The sequence below is a fragment of the Planktothrix serta PCC 8927 genome, from assembly GCF_900010725.2.
Classification (GTDB): domain Bacteria; phylum Cyanobacteriota; class Cyanobacteriia; order Cyanobacteriales; family Microcoleaceae; genus Planktothrix; species Planktothrix serta.
This window is the reverse complement of the sequence record NZ_LR734835.1, coordinates 21,937-47,392: the sequence shown is the minus strand read 5'-3', so window position 1 is coordinate 47,392 and position 25,456 is coordinate 21,937. Positions and strand designations below refer to the sequence as shown.

Below are 25,456 nucleotides of genomic sequence, written 5' to 3'. Positions count from 1 at the left end.
TAGGAAACCGCTTTCAATTTTAGAAGTTTTTGTTAGAATTGGCTGAGAATAGAACAACTCCAACAAAACAGTAATTTATCCCTGTCCTAACAGATTATCTCCAACGGAGACAAATTGAAGTTGTGCAGGCGCAACCCCTTTAACTAAACCCAAAACATTTCCTGTGTCTGCTATTGTAATCACCGTTACGGATGCTGATTCAATTTGAAAATCCAGGGTTCTAATTTCACCGGGCGGGTAGGGGCCACTACTATCATAATCTCGAAGATCGCCATAGGTTAGGGTTTGTTGCGTTAACACAATATCATTAACTGTTAAGCCTGCTGTTAACCCAATTACATCCCCTTGGCTGCTATTGTAATCGAGAATAAAATCAGAGGTAATCGTGTCCAGATTGTCCACTCCACCACAACCACAGTCTGACGGTGGCGGGGTGACGGTATCGGTACGCAATACAAACACATCCACACCTTCACCCCCCCAGAGACGGTCAACCCCCAGATCACCGATGAGGGTATCGTTTCCGGCTTCTCCGACTAACGCATCGTCCCCTTGACCGCCTCGAAGCAAATCATTATCTTCATTTCCATAGAGATAATCATTATCTAAATTTCCGTTAAGCAAATCATTCCCTGTACCCCCATAAATGACGTCAAACTCTTGACCCCCCCGCAGGGTATCATCTCCCTCCTGACCATCGAGAGTATCTTGACCCTGATTTCCGACCATTTGTTCGGGGTCTGTGGAGCCTAACACATAATCATTTCCTCCCAAGGCGGCTAACCCGTTAGGATATTTGGAGATCGCCACAGGGTTAACCCCTAAAACTCCGGGTGCAATTTCAACGGTATCGGCATTTTCCGTTAATAAAAATAATCCCGATACTGGATCAGACGGGGTTAGGGGTTGAGAAATTACAGGAATATTACTGAGTTGTTCTGTCAGTCTCGGTTCTGGGATACTAACAGATCTTGTTTCCGATGGGATGGGTTGCATAGAATTATTTTACCTGAGATAATCATTATTTTTAGAATTCCCCACAGCTAAGGAAGTTCCAACATCGGCTTAAAATAGAGTTTAAAATCAATTCAATCGATTAATATTGAAGTGGCAATCAAAGAGGCTATAGAATTATGAGTTATGATTATGATTTGTTTGTGATTGGTGCAGGTTCAGGGGGATTAGCCTCTTCAAAACGAGCGGCATCTTATGGGGCAAAAGTTGCGATCGCCGAATATGATTTAGTCGGTGGAACTTGTGTAATTCGCGGTTGTGTCCCTAAAAAATTGATGGTTTATGCTTCCCAATTTTCTTATATGTACCAATATGCTCAAGGTTATGGATGGGGAGAAGTTGAACCCGAATTTGATTGGAATAAATTAATTACATCTGTTGATACCGAAGTTAGACGCTTAAGTCAACTGCATATTAGTTTCTTGGAAAAAGCCGGAGTTGAACTCATTTCTGGTTATGCTAAATTTATTGATCCTCATACGGTAGAAGTGGGCGATCGCACAATTACCGCCGATAAGATTTTAATTGCTGTTGGCGGAGAAGCGTTTAAACCCAATATTCCCGGAATTGAACATAGTATTACCTCGCGTGAAATGTTTTTACTTCCTGAACAACCAAAACGGTTTGCGGTTTGGGGAGGCGGTTATATTGGAGTTGAATTTGCTAGTATTCTCAAAGGATTAGGCAGTGAAGTTACCCAAATTATTCGCCGAGATTTGATTTTACATGGCTTTGATGAAGATATTTGCAGCAATATTCAAGGGGGAATGGCGAGTCATGGGATTAATTTTATAACCCAAAAAGTGATTGAAAAAATAGAAAAAACTGAAGAAGGATTACAGTTATTTTTGAGTGGGGAAGACTCAGAACCTTTAATAGTTGATGCCCTGCTTTGCGCTACAGGTCGCAAACCTAATTTAGCAGGATTAATGTTAGAAAATGCCGGAATTGAATTGAATGGGAAAGGAGCCATTAAAGTTAGTCTTGATAGTCGCACGAATCAGCCTAATATTTTTGCAGTGGGAGATTGTACCGACCGGATGAATTTAACCCCCGTTGCGATCGCCGAAGGACGAGCATTTGCGGATACAGAATTCGGTCATCAACCTCGATTTATTACCCATGAAAATATTGCAACGGCTGTATTTTCTAACCCGGAAGCTGCAACGGTGGGATTAACAGAAACCCAAGCGCGAGAAAAATTTGGCGATAATATTAAATGTTATACCGCTCGCTTTCGTCCGATGTTTCATAGTTTCACAGGCTCAGAAGAAAAGGTCTTCATTAAATTAATTGTTGAAATCAATACGGATCGGATTTTAGGCGCTCATACAGTCGGAAAAGATGCCGCAGAATTAATTCAAGGAATTGCGATCGCTGTGAATATGGGAGCCACTAAAAAAGACTTCGATAACACAATGGGAATTCATCCTACCAGTGGTGAAGAATTCGTTACCCTCAGATAATCAGTTATCAGTTATCAGTGAGGAATAGGTAATAATCAACAGTCAACGGTCAACAGTCAACAGTCAACGGTCAACTGTTTATTAAATCTTCCTAATGGTTGAAGTATTCAGCCGTTGAATTGGCTTATAATAGGAATCAGAAAACTATCAGGTGTAGTTTTTAGGTGGCAGCTATTGGAGGATAAAGTTATGAAAATCCTATCCACAGCAATGTTTGGAACCGCCACAGTGCTTCTACTTGGTTTGGGAGTTACGACTCCAGCCTATTCTCAGAACCCTAATGATCTGAAACAATTATTAGAAACCCGGTTCTGTCAAGGGTGTGATTTGAGAGGAGCTAATTTAAGCGGTGCTCATTTGATTGGTGTAGATTTACGAGATGCTAATCTTGCAGGTGCAAATTTAGCAAATGCGAATTTAGAAGGTGCAGATTTAAAAGGTGCGAACTTAACCGCAGCAAACTTAGAAGGTGCGTTTTTAAATCAAGTTGAATTTAATCATGCTAACCTGACGGCTGCAAATTTAACCGATGCGAATTTAGTTCAAGCTCAATTAGACGGTGCAAATCTTTTGAATGCGGATTTAACCGGATCTGAATTTGCAATTCCAACGGTACAAACTGCTGAACTTCCCAAAGGATCAGCCGATGATTTAGGAATACCTGAAATGGGTGTAGGTCTTGATTCTCGGTTAACTTTCCCTGTAGGGGGGCCAGAATTGGATGAACCTTTTGAATATAGCCAAGAATATCTGGATCAAACGGTTAATCCGACCTTAAATTCATCACAAGCGATTGATTCTGATCCGTTTTTACGCAAAACAACGACCTTTAATGATGGTATGAGGGGAGATGTTAACCCATCAGGAACAGATCTGTTAAAAGTTGATTTTTAATCCTAATCTATGAGCAGCAATTCTGTTCTAGTTCAGCCAAAATTACCCAAATCAGGGAAGAAAATCCTAATCATTTTTTTCCCTGTTAACAAATAATAAATAATACTCTGTTTATACTAAATAATAGTTCTAATCCCAAGGTTTTGTAGAGGCATTTCCCATAATGTCTCTACTCATTTTCTAATTTTCTGTTTCCTGTCTTCAGTATCCCATATAATAAAAGAACTGTTTATGTGATGTCGAGTAAATAGCCGTGACTTCCCCAGAAACTTCATCCCAACAGCAACCCCAACCCGAAAACCATCCGGCGCTGAGTTCTAGCTATTACACGCTGTTAGGACTTCATCCTAGTGCTACCCCCATAGAAATTCGCCGCGCCTATCGGGAATTGAGTAAACTTTACCATCCTGATACAACCACATTATCAAAAGCGATCGCCACGGCCAAATTTCAAAAACTCAATGAAGCTTACGCCACCTTAAGCAACCCAGAACGGCGTCAATCTTATGATCTCAAAATCGGCTATTCTCGATATCATGTCATTCAGGTTCCGACTAATTTTAATCAACCCTATTCTAAAACAAATCGTTCTCCTAATTCCTCTGCTTATTTAGACCCTACAGATCGTCCCCTTTCCGCCGGAGAGATTTTTGCATTATTTCTGATGGGGGTTAGTTTAATAGGATGTTTATTGTTAGCTATTTTTATCGGTTTAACTCGTTCCGGGGGTGTTGGAGAATCTATTCAACCTCTAGGATTTTTAATATTTTCAAACATTGATTTCTTGGGATTAGTAAAAACTGCTATAATCAACATCTAGGATAAATTTGTTCTCCTATCTCTTTTTTATGACCTTGCCTAGTTCCGATACACCTTTATATAATCATCCCTTACCTGATATTGAAAACTGGTTGCGTTCTCATGGGGGGGAACAAGATAGTAAAGAGCTTCATTATTGGCGTATTGAAAACCCCAATTGGACAGCAGATTTGTGGTTAGAAGTTGACCAAATTACCGTGCGTTATATTGGTGCAGCAACCCACGGCCAAGATATTCAACGTTCCTTTAAATATTCCCTGTCTCGTCAAGATCTCGAAGCCGCGATTTTCGGCGGGCCATAATCAGTTATAGCAGGGAACAGGGAACAGGGAACAGGGAACAGGGAACAGGGAACAGCCAGGAAAAGAGTTCTCTGTGCACGGTTTTAGCATTAGTCTATGTCCTAACTGCCTTGGCAACTGCTATAATTGTTCACAGTTAACAGTCAACTGTTAACTGTTGATTTAATCCGTGAAATCCTTTAATCCGTCCAAATCCGTGATCACTGATTTAAACTTTACCGAATCTTCGTTCCCGTTTTTGATAGGAAGATAACGCGAGATGTAATTCTGTATGATCAAAATCAGGCCAGAGCGTATCAGTTACATAAATTTCTGCATAGGCAAGTTGCCATAATAAAAAATTACTAATTCGTAATTCTCCACTGGTGCGAATTAACAAATCCGGGTGACACATTCCTGCCGTATATAAATGTTGTTCAAACAAAGTTTCATCAATATCTTCCGGTTGAATTAATCCTTGTTTAACTTGAGTTGCAATCTTTCGACAAGCGCTTAAAATTTCTTGTCGTCCGCCATAATTTGTAGCAATAGTAAATAGAATACCCTTATTAGTTTTCGTTTCCTCCATTGAATATTCTATTTGTTTCTGTAGAGACTTGGGAAGTGCGGTTAAATTTCCCACAAACTGAATTCGCACTTCTTCTTCCATCATTTCTCGCAGTTCTCGCATTAAAACACGCTCAAATAATGCCATTAAAAAATCGACTTCTTCTAACGGACGGCCCCAATTTTCTGTAGAAAAGGCATAGGCTGTTAGTGCTTGCACGCCCCAATCTCGACAACAGCGTAAAGCTTCTTTGAGGGCATCCACTCCCCGACGATGGCCCATAGTTCGCGGTAAACCCCGACGTTTCGCCCAACGACCATTGCCATCCATAATCACAGCAATGTGTTTAGGCAAACGGCTTTGGTCTAAATCTGCGGGTAATTCATATATAACCCTTGTCTTGGCACTCATTTTTTCTCCCGAGAAGCTTTGGATCGAGGACGGAATAGGCGAGACACTAAAGCCCATCCTTGGGAACCAATGCGGTTTCCCCAATGGGTAATCGAAATTGAAGCAGCAGTTCGGTCATCATTGGATGTCCAAGACCGAGCTTCTAATAGCTCTTTCAGTTTACTGCTAGTTAAGGGTCGATTGAGAACCCCTTTCTCGGCCAGAGAAATCGAACCCGTTTCTTCTGACACTACAATACACATACATTTTGCCACCCGTTCCGTAATTCCCATGGCCGCCCGATGGCGAGTTCCCAATTGTCGAGACGCCATTCGTTCAGATAACGGTAAAATTACCCCCGCCGCCGCAATTCGAGACGCGCGAATTAACACCGCCCCATCATGTAACAGGGTTTTGGGTTGAAAAATCGTTTGTAACAGTTCTCTGGAGACTTCTGCATTCAGTTTAACCCCCGGAACAGAAAAATCCCGTTCATCAATGGGGCTGGCCGTTTCAATAATAATTAATGCGCCTGTCCGGTTTTGCGAAAGTTCTTTAACCGCTTCTACAATTTGATCAATTACCCCATCGGGTTCTGGAATTACACGGCGACCTTGACCAAACAGTTGTGAAACTTCTCCCCGACCCAACTGTTCTAAAAATTGGCGGAATTCCGACTGTAACATAACTGCCATCGCTACAGCAGACCCAGTAACTAAACTATTGAGGGCAACATACAATAACCTCAAATTAGCCCAGTTACTAATAGCCGTTGCCAACATTAGAATAATAAATCCTCGTACCATCCACAAAGTACGACGTTCTCCAATGATGACTAACACCACATAAGCGACGGCAAAAACTAATCCGATATCAAGACTTTGAATCAACCAGGGAGGAATTCCTTGTTTAGTCATGAATAGGTGCCGTATTCATCGAATCGTTATCAAATTTTAGAGGTTAATGTTGACGGTTAATCGTTCTGGAAGTCGATCTTTTCGGATTAAATCTTGGTAAGATTCTCGTTCAATAATGACATTAGCATCGCCATTATTAACTAAAACTGCCGCAGGTTTAGACAGTCGGTTATAGTTAGATGCCATACTATAATTGTAGGCTCCTGTTGCCATAACTACGAGAATATCCCCAGATTCAACTTTCGGAAGTTGAGCATCCTTAATTAAAATATCCCCAGATTCACAATGTTTTCCTGCAATAGTCACCTGTTCGGTTATGGGTGCAGACATTTGATTTGCCAATACCACTCGGTACAAGGACTGATAGGTAATCGGACGGGGATTATCGGACATCCCCCCATCTACAGCAATATACGTCCGAATTCCAGGGACTTGTTTTTGAGAACCTACAGTATAAGCGGTGACACAGCTAGAGCCAATCAAAGACCGTCCCGGTTCACATAATAATTTCGGTAGGGGATATTGTTTCTGTTCACAGGCTTTGATCACGGATTCAGTAACAATTTTTACCCAATCTTCGATACTTGGGGGATCGTCTGACTCCGTATAGCAAATCCCTAAACCGCCACCAATATTAACTTCTGAGATATTTAAACCGAGTTGATTGGCTTTGGTTAATGTATCAATAATAACTGAACCCAAATCATTATGGGGTTGCAATTCAAAGATTTGGGAGCCAATATGAGCATGAACTCCAATACAAGCTAAACCCGGTTGTTGGCTAATAAATTGAAACACTTCATCCAGTTGACCGGGATCAAAACCAAATTTACTATCTAAATGTCCGGTGCGGATATATTCATGGGTATGACATTCAATTCCAGGGGTAAACCGAATCATCACCGGAATAGGATGATCAACAATAGACTGTTGACTGAGTTGAGCGAGAGTGTGTAAATCTAACCAATTATCTGCAACAACTGTACACCCGCTTTCAATTGCTAATTGAATTTCTTCTAAGGATTTATTATTACCATGTAAGTAGGTTTTCTCCGGTGGAACTCCCGCTTGTAGGGCGGTATAAAGTTCGCCTCCCGATACCACATCAATTCCTAACCCTTCAGAAGCAACAATCGCACAAATCGCTAAACAATTCCAGGCTTTGGAGGCATACAAGACTAAAGACTCACCCGGATAATAGCGTTTTAAGGCATCCCGGTATTGCTGACAAGCCGTTCGCAGGGTGGTTTCATCGACAATATAAAGGGGTGTGCCAAATTGTTCAACTAATGCGGTAACGTCACAACCGCCAATTTCTAAGTGATCCTGCTGATTGACTTTCGCCGTCAGAGGCAGTAGGTGTTGATTAGGCGATCGCGTTTCAGTGGCATCCGTTGATGCCGATAGGTATTGCAGTCCAGAATTTTGCACAGGAAATACTATATTAACACTTCTATTGATCAGATTTTACCGTAAAGTTGTCCTCCCTTACCAGTTGTAGGAGCGAAATGGCAATTCTTGAGGAATGTATTAAGATTAGATTGGCTCAGGATTCAGAACGTTTAATCATCAATTAATCTAGGGTCTAATCGGAATCAGAAGATTATAGGATAAATGGGAAAACAATATTTAGAATTACAAGTTTTAACTGATGATCAACTTTCTGCGGTTGTCGAACTTGATCAACGCTGTTTAGGAGGACTTTGGACAATAGAGGGATATCAACGAGAAATTGATAGTCCTAATAGTGATTTAATCATTTGGAAAAAAGTTAATGAAACCGAAAATTCACAACCGATCCTAGAAGAATTAAAATTACCTAAAATAGAGTTAAAAAATCCGGGGAGTTCGGGTAATGAAATTATCGGAATTGGGTGTTTATGGGCAATCTTAGAAGAAGCACATATCACAATTTTAGCAATTGATCCAGATTATCAAGGAAAAGGGTTAGGTCAGGCGCTATTATTTCAATTATTAGTATCAGCTTGGAAACGGAAACTAGAACGCGCCACCCTAGAGGTTAAAGTTTCTAATCAACCTGCAATTAACTTATACAAAAAATTTGGCTTTAAAGAAGCCGGACGTCGTAAAGGCTATTACCAAGATACCGGAGAAGATGCCTTAATTCTGTGGCGAGGAGATCTCCATCACTCCCATTTTTGCCAAAATCTTCAGGACTGGTATCAAGAGATTTGTTTGAGGTTGACAGGTTGACAGGTTAACAGCTTATGTTGCCTGTGCCACGATTCTCAGAGCATTGTGCTAGAATCCATCAGTAAAATCGAAAGTGATTCTATTAGCCACAACACAGTTGAGGCTTGCAGAGAGACAACCTCTATACAGAATGAAAATTCAATTTAGAGTAAGCTGTGTCTATCCAAGTCTTGATCCCTATCCTGATCTTGGCTTTTCCAGAGGAGGAATCGGGATTTGGACTCGCCCTTGAGTCAGTTGTTGTGTCTAACCTGATAAAAAACGCTCAAATTCCAGGAAATATCCTGCAAAATCAATTTTATGTAATCTCTAGGGTAAGTTGTAGGTCAATTCCAAGTTGGGCAAATATTCCCAGTTGAAGGAGACCCAGCAACGCCAACCTAGAATCTCACGAGCACGAGAAATTAAAGCGCAAAAATGAACCCTTTCATTTTTTAGCCAACTTTTTAATTTGTCGGAAGTTATAAGTCTCACGCTAAAATTAGCGTAACGGGTAAGCAGCAGGTGATGGGAATTAGCCATGTTTGAACGCTTCACAGAAAAAGCCATTAAAGTCATCATGTTAGCCCAGGAGGAAGCACGTCGCCTGGGGCATAACTTTGTGGGAACCGAACAGATCCTCCTGGGTCTGATCGGGGAAGGGACAGGCGTTGCAGCCAAAGTCCTGAAATCAATGGGAGTCAATCTCAAAGATGCTCGGATCGAGGTGGAAAAAATCATTGGTCGAGGTTCGGGGTTTGTCGCCGTCGAGATCCCCTTTACCCCTCGCGCCAAGCGAGTCCTGGAACTGTCCCTGGAAGAAGCTCGCCAACTCGGACATAACTATATTGGCACGGAACACCTTCTCCTCGGTTTGATCCGCGAAGGGGAAGGGGTGGCGGCTAGAGTCTTAGAAAACTTGGGGGTTGACCTCTCGAAAGTTCGGACTCAAGTGATTCGGATGTTGGGTGAAACGGCTGAAGTTGCCGCCGGAGGTAGTAATAGCCGCACCAAGACCCCAACCTTAGATGAGTTTGGATCAAATTTAACCCAAATGGCCGCCGAAGGCAAACTCGATCCGGTGGTCGGTCGCCAAAAAGAAATTGAACGGGTGATCCAAATTCTCGGTCGGCGGACTAAAAATAACCCGGTGTTAATTGGGGAACCGGGGGTCGGTAAAACCGCTATTGCTGAAGGGTTAGCCCAACGCATTGCCACTAATGATATTCCCGATATTTTAGAAGAAAAACGGGTTGTTACCTTAGATATTGGTTTGTTGGTGGCGGGAACCAAATATCGGGGGGAATTTGAAGAACGTCTGAAAAAAATCATGGATGAGATCCGGTCTGCGGGTAATGTCATCCTGGTTATTGATGAAGTTCATACCCTGATCGGCGCGGGTGCAGCCGAAGGGGCGATCGATGCGGCGAATATTCTCAAACCTGCTTTAGCACGGGGTGAGTTACAGTGCATCGGGGCGACGACCTTAGATGAATATCGCAAACACATTGAACGAGATGCGGCTTTAGAACGTCGGTTCCAACCTGTGATGGTGGGTGAACCTTCTGTTTCCGAAACGATTGAAATTCTGTTTGGGTTGCGCGAACGTTATGAGCAACACCATAAACTGAAAATTTCCGATGAAGCTTTAGAAGCTGCGGCTAAACTCTCGGATCGGTATATTAGCGATCGCTATTTACCGGATAAAGCCATTGACTTAATGGATGAAGCGGGTTCGCGGGTGCGTTTAATCAATTCTCAACTCCCTCCAGCAGCGAAGGAATTGGACAAAGAACTGCGCCAAGTTCTTAAAGAAAAAGACGAGGCGGTACGTTCCCAAGACTTTGATCGGGCTGGAGAATTGCGCGATCGGGAAATGGAAATTAAATCGCAAATTCGTTCTATTAGTCAAACCAAGAAAGCCGAAACCACCCGCAGCGAAGACGATAGCCCCATTGTCACCGAAGAAGACATTGCCCAAATTGTCGCCAGTTGGACAGGAGTTCCGGTGAACAAACTCACCGAGTCTGAGTCCGAGAAACTGCTGAACATGGAAGGAACCCTGCATCAACGGTTAATTGGTCAGGATGAAGCTGTTAAAGCCGTGTCTCGTGCTATTCGTCGCGCCCGGGTGGGTCTGAAGAACCCCAACCGACCCATCGCTAGTTTTATCTTCTCTGGGCCGACTGGGGTGGGTAAAACTGAATTAACCAAGGCGTTAGCGGCCTATTTCTTCGGATCAGAAGAGGCGATGATCCGCTTGGATATGTCGGAATACATGGAACGTCACACGGTTTCTAAGTTAATTGGGTCGCCTCCGGGTTATGTGGGCTACAACGAAGGCGGACAACTGACGGAAGCGGTGCGTCGGCGTCCTTATACGGTGGTGCTATTTGATGAAATTGAAAAAGCTCACCCCGACGTCTTCAATATGTTGCTGCAAATCTTAGAAGATGGTCGTTTGACCGATGCGAAAGGTCGGACGGTGGACTTCAAGAATACCTTGATCATTATGACGTCTAATATTGGATCGAAGGTGATCGAAAAAGGTGGCGGTGGTTTAGGGTTCGAGTTCTCTGAAAATGAAAACGATGCCCAATATAACCGTATTCGCAACTTAGTGAATGAAGAACTTAAACAATACTTCCGTCCTGAGTTCCTCAACCGTTTGGATGAAATTATTGTCTTCCGTCAGTTGAACAAGGAAGAAGTCAAGGAAATTGCTGTGATCATGTTAAAAGAAGTCTTCGGACGCTTGATCGAAAAAGGCATTACCTTGGAAGTGACGGAGAAATTCAAAGAGCGGTTAGTAGAAGAGGGTTACAACCCCAGTTACGGGGCGCGTCCTCTGCGTCGAGCCATTATGCGGTTACTCGAAGATAGTTTAGCAGAAGAAATTCTGTCTGGACGGATCAAAGAAGGGGATACTGCGGTGGTTGATGTGGATGAAAGCGGTCAAGTGGTGGTGTTCCAAAGTCCCACCAGCCGAGAATTATTACCTCAAGGCGCTGAGTCTTAATTCAGTTTAATTCTATCTTTTCTTAAACCCCTCGCCCAACAATCGAGGGGCTTTTTTTATTAAAATTTTATCTATTAAAGTATAATATAGCAATCCTAAATGATTTATGAAAAAATTCTGTAGGGGTGATGTCCCTCCAAACCCTCTTTGCGCCTGGGTTTGGAGGGACACATTGGTGTCAACTTAACCCACGTTAGCCCTGAACTAAAGTTCGGGCTAAAAGCTGAAGTCATCTAAAGATGACTAAGATCATTCTTCATTAACCCGTTTTAACGGGTTTTAGCTTTGAGCCTGAAATTTATTTCCAGGCTTTTAGCCTTAAGTTGACACCGATGGGAGGGACATCACCCCTACGATAAAATATTACAACCTATTTAGGACTGCTATATGAAATGCTTAAATGTTTGCTACATATTCCCCGGTGTAGAGACTAGCCATGCTTAGTCTCTACACCGGGGGCTATGGGGGATCTGTAGCGTTTATAATTGGATTTCATAAAATTGGTTGATATAGCAGTCGCAGCAGATGTTAGAACGTTCTTAATTCCTTCCTCCTTCCTTTTTCTTCTGCTATAAAATCGTTAAATAAGTTTCTGTTGGACTGATGGGTAACGCCTTCAAGGTTTGATTTTTTAAGTCGATTTCTAACCCCAAAGCTTCTAAAGGTATAACTCCTAAAAGAGCATCTTTACCTCCTGGTAATTCTAAGCACTCGAAGGTTCCTTCCCGCTCAAACATTGATATTTTGGCATCTTGGAAAATTCGGGCTTTACCAATACCCATGGCGGTGGCTACGTCCACTTCTTTCAGGAGTTTTAGCCCCAGTTTGGCGATCGCATCTTGTGGTAAACATAGGGTAGTTGCACCCGTGTCTACTAATACATTTTTGAGGGTAATTGAGCGTATTTGGTCTTCTGATTTAACCCCAGCCTCCGCTAGAATTTGGTCGGCGCGGTTAGTAATTGTTAGAGTAGCGAAAACTTTTCCTATTTCATTGTTGCTTTGAATTTGCATATTTTTCTCCTACTTAAGAGTTGGAGTTATTGCGTCTTTTAATTGTAACTTCTTTTGACAGCGATCGCGTGGGATCAAGAAACCCAGTTTCTGCAATATGAGCGTTAATGACGGGCTAAATTTAATATAGCCAAAGCTGCAATCAAAAAAGCAACATTTGATAAAGCATTGAGCGGTTCGCCTGTTAAACCTGGAGCCATGGGTCGGGAACGCTCTCAACGTGCACATCGCCCGGTGCGTATATATCGTATATTTAACTTGTCGAACTCAAGTTAAATATACGATAAAAATAAAAAAAAGATTTAAAAGTTAAGAAAAATTAATATTATCATCAAACTATTAGATCAGTCTATAATTAAGAAAGATAGATAAAAATTAATAATTAATTATTGATTAGCTAAGTTTTATTTAACAAATCCTAGATGAAGGAGAAGAATTATCATGAATTTTGAAATTTTTGATGAAAATTACTATTTGATCCAATATCCTTGGGTCAAAACAGCCATTGAATCAGGACAATTTACTTCGGGATTAGATCACTTTCAAAAAATCGGAATGGGGCAACAAAAATTAACAGAAGTTTCTCGTTATTTTGATGAAAGTTATTATCTAGCTAATAATCCTGATGTTGCTAACGGGGTCGCAGGAGGTCTAATTCCTTCAGGACTTTCTCATTTTATCCAGTTTGGTTATGAAGAAGGACGGACAAATATTTCCCCTTCTTATAGCGAAGATTATTATTTAAAACGCTATCCTGATCTGGTTGCTTTTATTCAGAATAGCACGTTTAAATCGGGTTTACAACACTTTCTACAATTTGGACAAACAGAAAATCGTTTAGCTACCCATTTTTTTGAACCTGAATATTTACAGAAAAACCCTGATGTTAACTTAGCAGTGGCTCAAGGAAACTTCAAAACGGGGTTTGATCACTATTTGAAAGTAGGTCAGTTTGAACCCAGTCGCTCCGCTATCTTTATGGGGACAAATGGAACTGATACTGTTCAAGGTTTGGGAGTAGGAACTGTTGAAATAACCGGAATTCCCTTAAGTTTAGATGGGACAGGAAAACGGGTTTATGAACGAGATAAAAATCAAAATCCTGTGGATCAACAAGATACTTTAATTGGGGGATTGGGTTCTGATCAATTTATTCTTGGAGATGAGGGTTCTTCTTTTAAATCTTGGTTTTCTAGCCCAACAACTATCATTAATTTAGATCCAACTCAAGATACAATTCAGTTAGGTGGATTAATCAGTAGTCATACGCAATGGGATGATGGAAGTGCAGATTTGTTAATCAGAGAACGCTTTGCACCTACCGTAGAAGTTGTGATTAAAGATGGGGCTGACTTTCCTACCAATTATCCGATTGTTGAATGGATTAAATCTAGTATAGTGACAACAATCGGTGATTTTGGAGAATCATTTTATTTACATAGAAATCCTGATGTTTTAGTCGCTGTAGAAGCGGGTGCTTTTAGCACAGGATTAGAACATTATCAAAAATTTGGACAGTTTGAACCCAGTCGTTCTACAGCATTTATGGGGACGCAAGGAAATGATACCGTCACCGCTTTTGGTGTAGGAGAAAAAGACATTATTGGAGTTCTCACTGAATATACTTATGCTTATCGTTATTTAAGTAACGGAGAAAATGAATTTGATACGTTGATCGGAAGTGAAGGCGCAGATAATTTTATTTTCGCAGATTTTTATATCGTTGGTAAGATTCCTATTAATACAATTTTTGAATTTTATCTCGGTTTGGGTGAAGCTACAATTCGTAATTTTAATCAAAGTCAAGGAGATACCATTCAATTAATCGGTCAACTGGAAGATTATCAAATCTCTCCAGTGGGTAAGGATTTAGTAATTTCCAAAAACGGGGATACAATTGTCCGTCTTGAAGCGGGTGCAGATCTGAATTTACAAGTTATTCAACCTCCGTCAGTAGGATATAGAAGCCCGTTTACTTTAGGTTGAAATTTGAGTTTCCAAATTATCTGTAAAGAATAACCCTAAACGGTTAAAATCTGAAAGATGAAATCAAGAAATCGGGAGTGAGCAATATTCTATTGAAGATCAATATTGGCTCGGCTCCCGTTACTGCTTTATAAAATATTAAAAATGGTTCTAAACACATCCAAATTCGCTAAAATTGCATAAGCAACCAAAGCACCACCAACACCACCTACTAAAAATCCTCCTGCATATTCATGCCATCCTTCAGATGTTTTTAACGCTTCAGGAGGTTTAGGTGTAGTAATCGTTGCTAGGGGTTCCGGTGGGTCACTCGCCGCATATAAAGAAATCGCAAAGGTGGAAATTAAAACGATACTAATCGTGGCAAATAATCCCGCCATTAAACCCACTGCTGTATCTCGTAAAGGATTAAAGCTGACAAAGGGCCCTAATAACCAATAACCATGAGCTAAACCTACTTCTAACCCCCGACGTTGTGGCGATAAACCTTTACGATAGGCAGGTAAATTATTAATATAGGCTTTGGTAAACGCAGAAGAATTAATGGGAGTTGCTAAATTACCAATTTGCGGATCATCATAGGGTGCATGAACCACTTCACGGTTGCGAGGATCACCAGGGCGATCATTAGAACGTTGAATATTTTCTACGATTTGAACCATAATCTTTGATTCCGTAATTTTATAGGATAACCTAAACCCAATTTAAAGGAATTTACCCCTTAATTCATCTTCCAGAAGCTATATAAAATAATCTCTCTTGAGTTATAGGTTGAGCAAAGAAAAAAGCATTATACTGAGGTTTTGACCTGATTAAGCGATCGCGGGTTCCAGAGCGGTTTGGTGTAGCAAAATTGGGGTTTCAAACCCAATTCTTCCTAGATTCGGTAAGGAGCCTAATTCCAAATCTCATGACTTATTCGAGATCCCTAACCCATGCAGAGTGGGAAATATTTTAATCCCTGTTACTTGAGATATTAGCGACCCAAAAGCAGACCTGACCGAGTAATTGGACAAAGCGAGAGATCTTCAAGGGAATCGTCTATCAACTAAAAAAGCAGCCACTTCCTGAAAGATGTCTAAGGGGTTCTATAGGAAATCCTTAAATGTATGTATACTACTGATGATTGAGACAGAGGTAGCAACGAATAACTATCGCCTCTAGCAAGATTGCCTATTCCTTGTTGACGACCAAACCTACTTTTGTTTCAAAATATACAAAAGCTGACATAATAAATAAATTATCTCTCAATCCTTTGGAATCGATTTGAACCTTTTATGGTACAGACCGACTTGAGGAGCCGAGTACAATGCTTGTACTTGCAATGATTCTTTACAATCGTTAACAATAAGAAAGAGAAACACCAGACTTGATACCAAGGATGGGGATTGATTAGCCAGTTAGATTAAAGAGGAGAGTGGACGCTCTGTGTTCCAACGCTTGAAGCAGGACTTGAAAAATGACTTAATTGCGGGTCTGTTGGTCGTGATTCCCTTAGCAACCACGATCTGGTTGACGATCACTATCGCCAGTTCTGTGATTGAGTTTCTGACACGCATTCCTAAGCAAATTAATCCCTTTGATGGTTTGCATCCAATTCTGGTCAACCTACTGAATGTCTTGGTGGGGTTGGCTGTACCCCTGTTAGGGATATTATTTATTGGTTTGATGGCTCGTAATATTGCGGGACAGTGGCTTTTGGCCTTTAGTGAAAGAATCTTACAAGCTATTCCCCTAGCAGGTTCGGTTTACAAAACCCTCAAACAACTTTTAGAAACCCTGTTACGAGATTCTAACGATAAATTCCGTCGCGTGGTCTTAATTGAATATCCCCGTCGAGGGATTTGGTCACTGGCTTTTGTAACTGGGTCGGTGAACAGTGATATCCAGTCGGAATTGTCGCAGGAAATGATCAGTGTGTTTATTCCCACAACCCCGAACCCGACCAGTGGATGGTATGCTGTTGTTCCAGAAGAGGAGGTACTCAATCTGGCTCTTTCGGTAGAAGATGCGTTTAAAATTATCGTATCCGGTGGGATTGTGTCTTCAACATCCTTACCCGTAAAAGCCCTCCCTAAACCTAATCCGAAATTAGAATCCCTTCTCCCCAGCGAAAATAGACTACAATCTGTTGTCCTAGAAGATGAGGGGGTTGGGATCGGCGAAAATTAAACAGACAAACTTGAAAATCATCAAGAGTTCAGGGTTTGGGGAAATGTCCTGAAAGTCAGTTATTATTCTTTATTCTTAAATTCTTAAACTTATGCAAGCTCGTCGTACTGCTCGTGAACTCGCTTTACTGGGAATTAGTCAACTCCCGGCGACTCAAGAGCGCCTAGAACTTCAACAATTACATGATGTTTTAATTGCCGCCGTTAGAACGTTAACGGCTGAAGGTCAAGAATCTTTAGAAACGGCCGTTTCTGAATTACAACGCAGTAGCGATCGCCTCTTGGGGAGTCAAATTCGAGCGAGTGATTTACAAAGTGCGCGAGCTATGGTCAATGAAGCTATAGAATTAGTTCAAACCGCCATTAATCGCCTCAGTACCGCCCTGGAATTACCGGAATTAGTTCAACTGGCAAATCAACAGGAAGTCCGGGATTATGCCCTAGATATTTTAATTCAAGTCAGTAACCATAAAGCTGAAATTGATCAGTTATTAACCGATGCTATGGTAGATTGGCAACTGAATCGATTAGCCCGAATTGATCGAGATATTTTACGCATCGCTGTAGCAGAATTAATGTATTTAGACTTAAAAGAACAAGTGGCAATTAATGAAGCTATTGAATTATCAAAACGCTACAGCGATGAAGAAAGTTATCGTTTTATTAATGGCGTTCTCCGTCGATTTGTCGATAAATTGAAAGTAACTGTCCCAGAGTTAACCGTTGNGTTTCACAGCCGAGTTCGAGATGGATCGGAGTGGTTCCACTGAGCCATAGGCACCAGGAAAGCTTTGTAAACTTTTCGGTGATTATTGAGGATTTAGCGGTTTTGCGTTTCGCTTGTTTTCCTCTCACAATTTACTAATCTACTCCCTTTCTCTCGGAATGTCAACCCCTTTTTCAAAAAAATTTTTCTAGCCTTAACCTGAGCTACAACAGAAGACAGAAACCCATTCAGGAAATTATGATTCAGTTTAACCTACCCCAGCCCCCAACCTTTGAACGAGTCGAAGATGAACGTCTACATCATCAGCAACGGTTAGTCGCCGCCTTTCGGTTATTTGCCCATTTTAGAATAATATTTTAATTCAGGAGATTTCATCATGCCACTTGATTTACCTTGGGCTTTAGCATTTGTGATTATGGCCGGACTAATACCCGGATTAAAAGCTATTTCAAATCCGCCTATTTCTTCCTCAAATTCATCCCCACATCCTGCACCTGTAATTCTCTCTCAAAATTCAGGAGTAACCGTGAGTGATGTTAAATTAGTGCGAGTTGGAGAAGGAACAGTAATTCGTTATTCTATTGAAGGAAAAGTTAAAAATAATAGTACAACTTCCATGCGATCGCTAAAAGTTAATTATCAAGAATATCAACAACAGAATGATCAATTAGTAGCACTAGAAGCCGGAGAAGCAACAGTTAATCCCACAGAACTTAAACCAGGAGAAACAGGACTATTTGGTCGCGTGGTCAATAGTCCATTGGAAGTCATACTCATTGAAAGTTTAGTGTCTCCTGCTCAGGGAGAAATTCCTATTAATCAATGCTATGCCAATAATTTAGAACGGCGAGAAATATGTCGTAGACAATTGAATCCTCAAGCAGTTTATCCTTTATTAAAATAACCATTAGACTCTTGCTTCTCCCACCTTATTATGTAGTTCACATACCTATAGCAAGATTGCCTATTACCTCCTATACCATTTCTTCCAATTCCTTCCCTCGCGTTTCTTTAATCAACAGAAGAACGAAAAACAGAGAAATAGCAGCCGCCGTTGCATATAAACCGTAAGCAAAACCTAATCCTATATCCTTGAGGGGTGGGAAGGTGGTTGAGACAACAAAGTTGGCGATCCACTGAGCCGTAGCCGCCACAGAAAGTGCAGCACCGCGAATTCTATTATTAAACATTTCTCCCAACATTACCCACACCACAGGCCCCCAAGAAAAGCCGAAACAAAAAACGTAGATATTCGCAGCGAATAGGGCAATCAGTCCAGCATTTCCCGTTAAATTAGGATTTCCAGCCGCATCGAGTGGGGCACTACCAAAAACGACCGCCAGAGTTCCTAATGTCAGCGTCATCCCAATCGAACCCAGGATCAGTAAGGGTTTGCGTCCCAACTTATCGACAAAGGCAATAGCCACTAGGGTTGTCACAATATTAGTCACACTGGTAATGACTGTAATCCACAAAGAATCCTGTTCAGAAAAGCCTACCGCCTGCCACAGGACACTGCTGTAATAGAAAATCACGTTAATTCCCACAAACTGCTGCAACACCGATAGACCTGTCCCGATCCAAACCACAGGTAACAGTCCATGACGACCGACGAGATCGGAGAGTCGAGGCTTCGTTTCTCGCAAAACCGAGGATCGAATCTCAACGATTTTAGCCTGGATATCTCCCCCCACCACTCGCGCTAAGACAACCCCAGCTTCTGGTTCCCGACCTTGAGCCACTAAATAACGCGGAGATTCGGGAATTCTCAGCGCTCCAAGTCCATAGAGAAGGGCGGGTGGTACTTCCATCCAGAACATCCAACGCCAAGCCGAAATATTGAACCAAAACGAAGCTGCGGCTCCACCCGCCCCTAAAGCGATAAAGTAGTTGCAGAGTAGAGCCGCAAAAATACCGATGACAATGGCAAGCTGTTGGAGAGAGCCGAGACGACCTCGGAGGTGGGCGGGTGAAACTTCAGCAATATAAGCTGGGGCGATCACACTAGCAGCACCAACTCCTAGCCCTCCTATTAACCGCCAAAACATAAAATCCCAAATGGTTACAGCAATACCGGAACCGACAGCACTAATCAAAAATAGGCCCGCAGCGACGATCATGACTTTTACTCGTCCGTAACGATCGGCGATTTGTCCGGCAAAGAACGCTCCGGCGGCTGACCCTAATAAGGCCGAAGAAACGGCAAATCCGATTTGGGGACTACTGGCTTGAAACTCTTTTCCTAATGCTCCTACGGCCCCATTAATCACGGCCGTATCAAAGCCAAACAAGAAGCCTCCTAGAGCGGCGACAATCGCCAACATTAGGGCGTAATAAACACTAGGTTGATGAAGAACAGGTTGATGGTGAACCGTCATTTTTTTTTCTTCCTATTGAATTAAAATTCAAACTTATATCAGTAGCAAACATTTAAGGATTTCCGATAAGAAATAGTAGGAATACTCATGATGAGTATTATTAATTTCTGTCTATAAAAATATTGTTTCATCTAAAGAGGTAGAACAACATCACTCTTTAGACTTATAGCAGGGAACAGGGAACAGGGAACAGGGAACAGACAGGAAAACACTCTGTTTAGGTTTTAGCATCAGTCTATGTCCTAACTGCCTTGGCGACTGCTTTAAAACCCTAACCATTGCTCGGTAAAAATCTGACTCTGACTTTGATATTTTGGATCAATTCTGGGGACTTTCAGCGTCGTTTATTGGAAAAGTTAACTGTCTAATGTGTTGGAATTGAAAATCACGGGCTAAAGCTCGGAGACTGGTCGCTAAGGCTTGATGTTCGGGGGGGATTTGTGCAATCAGACGTAGAACTTCTTCTTCATCACAAAGGAGGGTTGCTTCCTGTAGGCTGGTAATCCATTCAGAAGGCATCACCAATAAACTTTCTGAGGTTAAAGATAGGCTAACAGAAAAGGGCAAGATGGGGGATTGGGGGGCTGAATTGGGGGTGTCTGCGTAAATATACTCCAATTTCAAATATTCAGCCATTTTGCTAAACAATTCATCTTCTTGGAAGGGTTTACTTAAGTAGTCATTACATCCGGCGGATATAGCTAAATTGCGATCGCTTTTAGAAGCATAGGCGGTTAAGGCAATAATGACGGTATTTTGACCTTGTAAATTGGCGCGAATGTGTTGAGTCGCTTCATAACCATCCATAATTGGCATCCGAATATCCATCCAAATCAGATGAGGTTGCCATTCTTGCCACAGCTTGAGAGCTTCTTCTCCATTTTCAGCTTCTTTAACCTCTAATCCAATTTGATTTAAGAGTTTAATCATCAATTGGCGGTTTTCCGGTTGATCATCCACCACTAAAATTCGATAGGTGGGTTGACCGGGGGCTAAACATAGGACTTGACGGCTTTGGAGGGGAGATTGAACTGGGTTCATTTGTGCAGACTGTAGGGGAATTTCAAACCAAAATTTACTTCCGACACCAACGGTACTGTGAACCCCTAAAACGCCTCCCATTAATTCAATAAATTTCCGACTAATTGTAAGTCCTAAACCCGTTCCTTCTAGTGCTTTTTTACCCGATTGACTTTGAACAAAGGCATCAAAAATATGATTTAATTCCGTCTCAGCAATTCCGACTCCCGTATCCTCTATTTCAAATCGAAGCATCAGATTTTGACTATTTATTTTGGACTGAGAACCGAGATCAGAAACCTGTTTTATTGTTAAACTGACACCGCCTTTCTGGGTAAATTTAATAGCATTTACCAGAATATTAATTAAAATTTGGCGAAGTTTATTGGGGTCGGAGATCACAGATTGAGGAACATTCGGTTGCAGATTTAGGGTAAATTTTAGTCCTTTGGTTTCTACCCGTAACCGAAACATCTCCCAAAGGGATAAAATTAAATAATTAAGATCAAAGATACTTTCATCTAAAGTCATTCGTCCCGCTTCAATTTTGGAGAGATCTAAAACATTATTAATTAAATGCAGCAGATGATCGCCACTGCGACGAATAATGTCTAAATTTTCTCGTTGATAGGTGGGAATAGTCTGATCATGACTCATTAATTGAGCAAATCCCAGAATCGCATTTAAGGGGGTTCTTAATTCATGGCTCATATTGGCAATAAAAATGCTTTTAGATTGATTGGCAATTTCTGCGGCTTCTTTGGCTTTTTGCAGTTCTAATTCGACTTGTTTGCGATCGCTAATATCTAAAGCCGTTCCAAACAGTTGCCTGATATTTCCCTGTTCATCTCTCACCCCTTCTCCCCGAACTTCTAAATACCGAATTGAACCATCAACTCGAATAATTCGATAGTCTAATTCATAAGAAATTCCCGCTTGAATCGCTTGTTGAATATGGTATTCAATATTCTGACGATCCTCACAATGAACATACTGTAGATATTCATCATAACTGAGTTCAGGATCGGGTTTTTCTAATCCAAAAATTCTGAACATTTCTTCTGAACACCTCATGGTTTGAGTGGCGACATCAAATTTCCAGTTTCCAATATGAGCAATGCGTTGAGCTTCTACTAACGCTTCTTCGCTTTGACGCAATTTTTGTTCCGCAATTTTCAGTTCTGTTAAATTCCGAATACTAATCACAACTCCAGAAATATCTTGATTCAGTTCATAATAAGGTGCGTAAGTAATACTCAGAAATTGAGAGTCTAATAGAGGAGAATTTAACCAACAATGATCATGAATAACTTCTCCTTCTAAACACCGTTCTAAATGGGGTTTAATCATTTGTTCAAATTGCTGTTGATCCCCAGAATGGATTAAAGGAAAACCAATCAAAGTTTCTAAAGATTGATGATAAAGATTGAGATAGGCGGGGTTAGCTAACTGGTAAATATAGTTACGATCAATTAAACAAATTTGATCCGTTGTCGCTGCTACAATTCGTTCATAACGACGCAAGGCTTCTTCTGTACGTTTGCGTTCACTAATATCTTCACAAATTCCCATCGCTGCAATAATTTCACCCTGGGAATTTCGCACTAAAGCCGTCGATAAACTAATATCTACTAAAGATCCATCTTTACGTTGACGTTGCGTTTCCACTTGACTGAGGGTATTTCTAACGAAAGTATTATTAATAATTTGTTGAAATTCTGGTTTTGAGTCCTGGGGAATCATCGGTAATTTTTTCCCAATAACTTCCTGAAAAGTCCAACCAAAAATGCGTTCTGCTGCTGGATTCCAAACTAATACTTTACCATTTTGATCAATCACATCAATCGCAACGGGAGCCGCTTGAATTGTGGCTTGTAATAGATCATTAACTTCTTGTAATGCAGCTTCAGTTTTTTTGCGTTCGGTAATATCTTGATACACAGTTAAAAATAATTCTCCGCGTTCATCTTCTAATAATACTGTTGAAACCAATAGAGTTTTCGTTTCTCCAAATTTGGTAATAATCGTTGTTTCAATATTATGTAACGCGCCTTCATGAATCACCTGTTGTAAACGGTCTCCCGCCTGTTTATAAGCGCTGCTATCAGGATAAAGCAACTGCATAAAATTGGGGTGGCTTTCCGTATCTTCTAAACTATATCCTGTGATCATTTCAATTTGAGAATTAAAAATCAAAAATTCTCCTTGGTTATTACTTAAGGTGATCCCATTTGCAATCGTTTCAATTACAGTTTGTAAGCGTCTTTGGGTGATTTGTAGTTCAGATTGAGCTTTTTTGCGAGCGGTAATATCAACCCAATATCCGACAATTTCTAAGGGTTGTCCTTTGGTATCTCGAACTAACCGCATTTGCATATCTAACCAACGGTAGGTGCGATCAGAATCTAAAAATCGATATTCATAACTAAACACATCTCGCCTTAAAATCCGTTGTAATCCTGAGCGCAATAGTTTAATATCTTCAGGATGAACATGAGTTAACCAAAAGCTAGGATTTCTGAGGAATTCTGGGGCATAATAACCCAACAAACTCCGAACATTATCACTCATAAAGGTAATGTCATAATCTTCCTGGGGTTGACAACTAAAAATAACGGCCGGACTCACCGTCAGCAAATATTGAAACCGTTCACTGACAGACCGTAATTCTAATTCTACTCGTTTGCGTTCGGTAATATCTAATAACACCCCTCCCACTCCTGAAGAACAGCCTTGACTATTAGTTGATAAGGGAAAAAACGATGCCATCCAATAACTTCTAATCCCTGGAGAAGTATATTCGCCACTAATTTCTAAATCCAGAATGGGGTTGCCTTTATTTAATACTTCATCACAAACAAATTCTAAAATCGCTGTATATTCGCAAAAAACATCTTGAATTGATTGACCAATATGATCTTGAGCCGGAATTCGGTGCATTTTGGCGATCGAATCATTAACTTTAATAAATCGTTTTTGATCGTCTAAAATTAATAATCCGGCGGGAGCGCAAGCAAAAAAAGCATCTAACCAAGATTCTCGTTGGGCTAATTCTCGTTGCAGAGTTTGGCGCTCGCTAATATCTCGTCCTTCAGAAATTAAAAGTTTGACTTGTCCGGTTTCATCAAATAACGGACGCAGGGAAAAATCCATCATTGTCATTTTATGATCCCGATCTAAAACATTAATTTCATAGCGAATAAATTCCCCTTGAGCCGCGCGAAAAATTGCATTCTGAAGTTGAGCTTGAGTTTCAGGAGAAGTCCTCCACCAACATCCCTCCCAAAAGGGTCGATTTACTACATCTTGGCGTTGTAAACCTGAAAAATCTAAGGCGGTTTGATTAATTTCTAACGTGATCCCTTCACAGGTTAAAAGTCCCATTAATTGGAAGGTTTGATTAAAAATAGCTCGAAAACGGGCTTCACTGTCTTGGAGGGCGACTTCTGCTTGTTTACGAGGGGTAATATCTTGAATTTGGGCAATGAAATATAAAGGATTTCTTTGATCATCTCGAACCAGTGTACTATTCAGTAAGATCCAAATGATCTCTCCTTGTTTATGAATATATCGTTTTTCACTTTGATAAGTTTGAATTTGATCATTTAATAATTTATAGTAATTTTCGAGATCGGTTTCTAAGTCATCAGGAGGGGTAATTTCTTGAAAGGTTAAATTTAATAATTCTGTCTGAGTATACCCCAGCATTTCACATAATGCCTGATTTACTTGTAACCACTCCCCCTCTAAATTCAATATTGCCATCCCAATAGAGGCATTTTCAAAGGCACTGCGAAATCGTTTTTCACTTTCACGGAGGTGAGATTCTATAGGTTTTTGTTCACTAATATCACGCAAAAAACCAATAATTTTAGTATGATTTTTCCCGTTGGCTTGGGCGGGTTGCAAATTGCTTTCAGTTAGGTTCACTAATCCTTGATGGGGACGAGCGCTTAATATCCCACTACACAACAACAACAATGCGATCGCCGTTTGCCCTCCTATCTCTGTTGGGGAAAAATAAACCTTGTTGTAAATAGGTGTTAACAGTTTAATCAAGCTAATAAATCCCCCCGAAATCACGATAATATCAATCAGACGAGCATTAGGTTGATCCATATTTAATAGGAGTAAAGCCACTCCTACCATCAGAAAAACTAAAGCAGTATTCGTCTCCATTGGTTCTAGGAATAAACCCGTGAAGTTAGGTTGAACTTGAGAAACTAAAAGCAGATTAAAAATATTATAAAATAGGGTTAAAAAAGCGATTGTAATAATTAAAAATCCGCTAATTTTAATCCCTAACTTTAGAATTTTTGAGTTTTGAGATTCGGGGATAGACAGGTTTTTATTGTGCCATAATCCCAAGGTTAATCCACTGATAATTAAACTAATAGCTGTGTAAAAATTAAAATAAATTAAATTCAGGAAAATATTATCGGCAATAATAGTTCGCCCAATTTCACTGAGTAACCCCAGAAATCCTAAACAGCCAATCACTAAACTAATCCGTTGAGAAAAACGTTTCAGTCCTGCTGAAGATGGAATCAGATTTGATAAAAATGATGGCTGGTTTGTCCTCATAACACCTGTCCCTCTA

Annotated in this window: 19 protein-coding genes; 11 read left to right on the top strand and 8 right to left on the bottom strand. The window is 40.8% G+C overall.

Annotated features, from left to right (window positions below):
- Positions 1-75: 75 nt before the first annotated feature.
- Entirely contained in the window at positions 76-996 is a 921-nt protein-coding gene (locus tag PL8927_RS04085) for a calcium-binding protein (protein ID WP_083617898.1), read from the bottom strand.
- Positions 997-1,133: 137 nt separating this feature from the next.
- Here PL8927_RS04085 and gor point away from each other — a divergent pair, with 137 nt between their 5' ends.
- The 4 genes from gor to PL8927_RS04065 all read left to right on the top strand — a co-directional run bounded on the left by gor (position 1,134) and on the right by PL8927_RS04065 (position 4,495).
- Positions 1,134-2,480 (top strand): glutathione-disulfide reductase, encoded by a 1,347-nt coding sequence (gor, locus tag PL8927_RS04080; protein ID WP_083617896.1) that lies wholly within the window; start codon positions 1,134-1,136, stop codon positions 2,478-2,480.
- Positions 2,481-2,669: 189 nt separating this feature from the next.
- Positions 2,670-3,374, top strand: coding sequence for a pentapeptide repeat-containing protein (locus PL8927_RS04075; RefSeq protein WP_083617894.1), 705 nt, complete (start codon positions 2,670-2,672; stop codon positions 3,372-3,374).
- A gap of 253 nt (positions 3,375-3,627) precedes the next feature.
- Complete coding sequence (locus PL8927_RS04070) at positions 3,628-4,194, top strand: J domain-containing protein (protein ID WP_156093090.1); 567 nt, start codon at positions 3,628-3,630, stop codon at positions 4,192-4,194.
- Between the two features lie 28 nt (positions 4,195-4,222).
- Positions 4,223-4,495: a DUF3143 domain-containing protein gene (locus PL8927_RS04065; protein ID WP_083617890.1), complete on the top strand. Its 273-nt coding sequence runs from the start codon at positions 4,223-4,225 to the stop codon at positions 4,493-4,495.
- 208 nt (positions 4,496-4,703) lie between these two features.
- On the opposite strand, the gene PL8927_RS04060 is transcribed toward PL8927_RS04065, so the two are convergent.
- Genes PL8927_RS04060 through lysA form a run of 3 tightly spaced genes read right to left on the bottom strand, consistent with a single transcriptional unit; the run spans position 4,704 to position 7,780 of the window.
- On the bottom strand, positions 4,704-5,453 hold the full coding sequence (locus tag PL8927_RS04060) for an isoprenyl transferase (protein ID WP_083617888.1): 750 nt from the start codon (positions 5,451-5,453) through the stop codon (positions 4,704-4,706).
- Entirely contained in the window at positions 5,450-6,349 is a 900-nt protein-coding gene (gene cdaA, locus PL8927_RS04055; protein ID WP_083617886.1) for a diadenylate cyclase CdaA, read from the bottom strand. Before cdaA ends, PL8927_RS04060 begins: the two co-directional genes overlap by 4 nt.
- Positions 6,350-6,385: 36 nt before the next feature.
- Positions 6,386-7,780 (bottom strand): diaminopimelate decarboxylase, encoded by a 1,395-nt coding sequence (lysA, locus tag PL8927_RS04050; protein ID WP_083617884.1) that lies wholly within the window; start codon positions 7,778-7,780, stop codon positions 6,386-6,388.
- 183 nt (positions 7,781-7,963) lie between these two features.
- Between lysA and rimI the strand changes: the two genes are divergently transcribed.
- Positions 7,964-8,563 carry a ribosomal protein S18-alanine N-acetyltransferase gene (rimI, locus tag PL8927_RS04045; RefSeq protein WP_083617882.1) on the top strand — a complete coding sequence of 200 codons (600 nt, stop codon included), beginning with the start codon at positions 7,964-7,966 and terminating at the stop codon, positions 8,561-8,563.
- A 520-nt stretch (positions 8,564-9,083) separates the two neighbouring features.
- Positions 9,084-11,561, top strand: a complete 2,478-nt coding sequence (locus PL8927_RS04040) for an ATP-dependent Clp protease ATP-binding subunit (RefSeq protein WP_083617880.1) — start codon at positions 9,084-9,086, stop codon at positions 11,559-11,561.
- A 569-nt stretch (positions 11,562-12,130) separates the two neighbouring features.
- Here the strand turns inward: PL8927_RS04040 and PL8927_RS04035 are convergent.
- Complete coding sequence (locus PL8927_RS04035) at positions 12,131-12,574, bottom strand: retroviral-like aspartic protease family protein (protein WP_083617878.1); 444 nt, start codon at positions 12,572-12,574, stop codon at positions 12,131-12,133.
- 441 nt (positions 12,575-13,015) lie between these two features.
- On the opposite strand from PL8927_RS04035, the gene PL8927_RS04030 reads away from it, so the two are divergent.
- Positions 13,016-14,560, top strand: a complete 1,545-nt coding sequence (locus PL8927_RS04030; protein WP_083617876.1) for a hypothetical protein — start codon at positions 13,016-13,018, stop codon at positions 14,558-14,560.
- 128 nt (positions 14,561-14,688) lie between these two features.
- Here PL8927_RS04030 and PL8927_RS04025 read toward each other — a convergent pair whose 3' ends face one another.
- On the bottom strand, positions 14,689-15,222 hold the full coding sequence (locus PL8927_RS04025) for a photosystem I reaction center subunit XI (protein ID WP_156093089.1): 534 nt from the start codon (positions 15,220-15,222) through the stop codon (positions 14,689-14,691).
- Positions 15,223-15,988: 766 nt separating this feature from the next.
- Here PL8927_RS04025 and PL8927_RS04020 point away from each other — a divergent pair.
- The 4 genes from PL8927_RS04020 to PL8927_RS04005 all read left to right on the top strand — a co-directional run bounded on the left by PL8927_RS04020 (position 15,989) and on the right by PL8927_RS04005 (position 18,362).
- Positions 15,989-16,732: a DUF502 domain-containing protein gene (locus PL8927_RS04020; protein WP_083617874.1), complete on the top strand. Its 744-nt coding sequence runs from the start codon at positions 15,989-15,991 to the stop codon at positions 16,730-16,732.
- A 91-nt stretch (positions 16,733-16,823) separates the two neighbouring features.
- Positions 16,824-17,501, top strand: a complete 678-nt coding sequence (gene nusB, locus PL8927_RS04015) for a transcription antitermination factor NusB (protein WP_083617872.1) — start codon at positions 16,824-16,826, stop codon at positions 17,499-17,501.
- Between the two features lie 194 nt (positions 17,502-17,695).
- Complete coding sequence (locus tag PL8927_RS28795) at positions 17,696-17,818, top strand: hypothetical protein (protein WP_269322004.1); 123 nt, start codon at positions 17,696-17,698, stop codon at positions 17,816-17,818.
- A gap of 16 nt (positions 17,819-17,834) precedes the next feature.
- Positions 17,835-18,362: a hypothetical protein gene (locus tag PL8927_RS04005; RefSeq protein ID WP_083617870.1), complete on the top strand. Its 528-nt coding sequence runs from the start codon at positions 17,835-17,837 to the stop codon at positions 18,360-18,362.
- 70 nt (positions 18,363-18,432) lie between these two features.
- On the opposite strand, the gene PL8927_RS04000 is transcribed toward PL8927_RS04005, so the two are convergent.
- Positions 18,433-19,836: a sugar porter family MFS transporter gene (locus PL8927_RS04000; RefSeq protein WP_083617867.1), complete on the bottom strand. Its 1,404-nt coding sequence runs from the start codon at positions 19,834-19,836 to the stop codon at positions 18,433-18,435.
- Between the two features lie 318 nt (positions 19,837-20,154).
- Positions 20,155-25,440 (bottom strand): PAS domain S-box protein, encoded by a 5,286-nt coding sequence (locus PL8927_RS03995; protein ID WP_083617865.1) that lies wholly within the window; start codon positions 25,438-25,440, stop codon positions 20,155-20,157.
- Positions 25,441-25,456 lie beyond the last annotated feature (16 nt).

Coding starts and splice junctions, on each gene's coding strand:
- PL8927_RS04085 (WP_083617898.1), bottom strand. CDS start 996: ATGCAACCCATCCCATCGGAAACAAGATCTGTTAGTATCCCAGAACCG.
- gor (WP_083617896.1), top strand. CDS start 1,134: ATGAGTTATGATTATGATTTGTTTGTGATTGGTGCAGGTTCAGGGGGA.
- PL8927_RS04075 (WP_083617894.1), top strand. CDS start 2,670: ATGAAAATCCTATCCACAGCAATGTTTGGAACCGCCACAGTGCTTCTA.
- PL8927_RS04065 (WP_083617890.1), top strand. CDS start 4,223: ATGACCTTGCCTAGTTCCGATACACCTTTATATAATCATCCCTTACCT.
- PL8927_RS04060 (WP_083617888.1), bottom strand. CDS start 5,453: ATGAGTGCCAAGACAAGGGTTATATATGAATTACCCGCAGATTTAGAC.
- cdaA (WP_083617886.1), bottom strand. CDS start 6,349: ATGACTAAACAAGGAATTCCTCCCTGGTTGATTCAAAGTCTTGATATC.
- rimI (WP_083617882.1), top strand. CDS start 7,964: ATGGGAAAACAATATTTAGAATTACAAGTTTTAACTGATGATCAACTT.
- PL8927_RS04040 (WP_083617880.1), top strand. CDS start 9,084: ATGTTTGAACGCTTCACAGAAAAAGCCATTAAAGTCATCATGTTAGCC.
- PL8927_RS04035 (WP_083617878.1), bottom strand. CDS start 12,574: ATGCAAATTCAAAGCAACAATGAAATAGGAAAAGTTTTCGCTACTCTA.
- PL8927_RS04030 (WP_083617876.1), top strand. CDS start 13,016: ATGAATTTTGAAATTTTTGATGAAAATTACTATTTGATCCAATATCCT.
- PL8927_RS04025 (WP_156093089.1), bottom strand. CDS start 15,222: ATGGTTCAAATCGTAGAAAATATTCAACGTTCTAATGATCGCCCTGGT.
- PL8927_RS28795 (WP_269322004.1), top strand. CDS start 17,696: ATGATTCAGTTTAACCTACCCCAGCCCCCAACCTTTGAACGAGTCGAA.
- PL8927_RS04005 (WP_083617870.1), top strand. CDS start 17,835: ATGCCACTTGATTTACCTTGGGCTTTAGCATTTGTGATTATGGCCGGA.
- PL8927_RS04000 (WP_083617867.1), bottom strand. CDS start 19,836: ATGACGGTTCACCATCAACCTGTTCTTCATCAACCTAGTGTTTATTAC.
- PL8927_RS03995 (WP_083617865.1), bottom strand. CDS start 25,440: ATGAGGACAAACCAGCCATCATTTTTATCAAATCTGATTCCATCTTCA.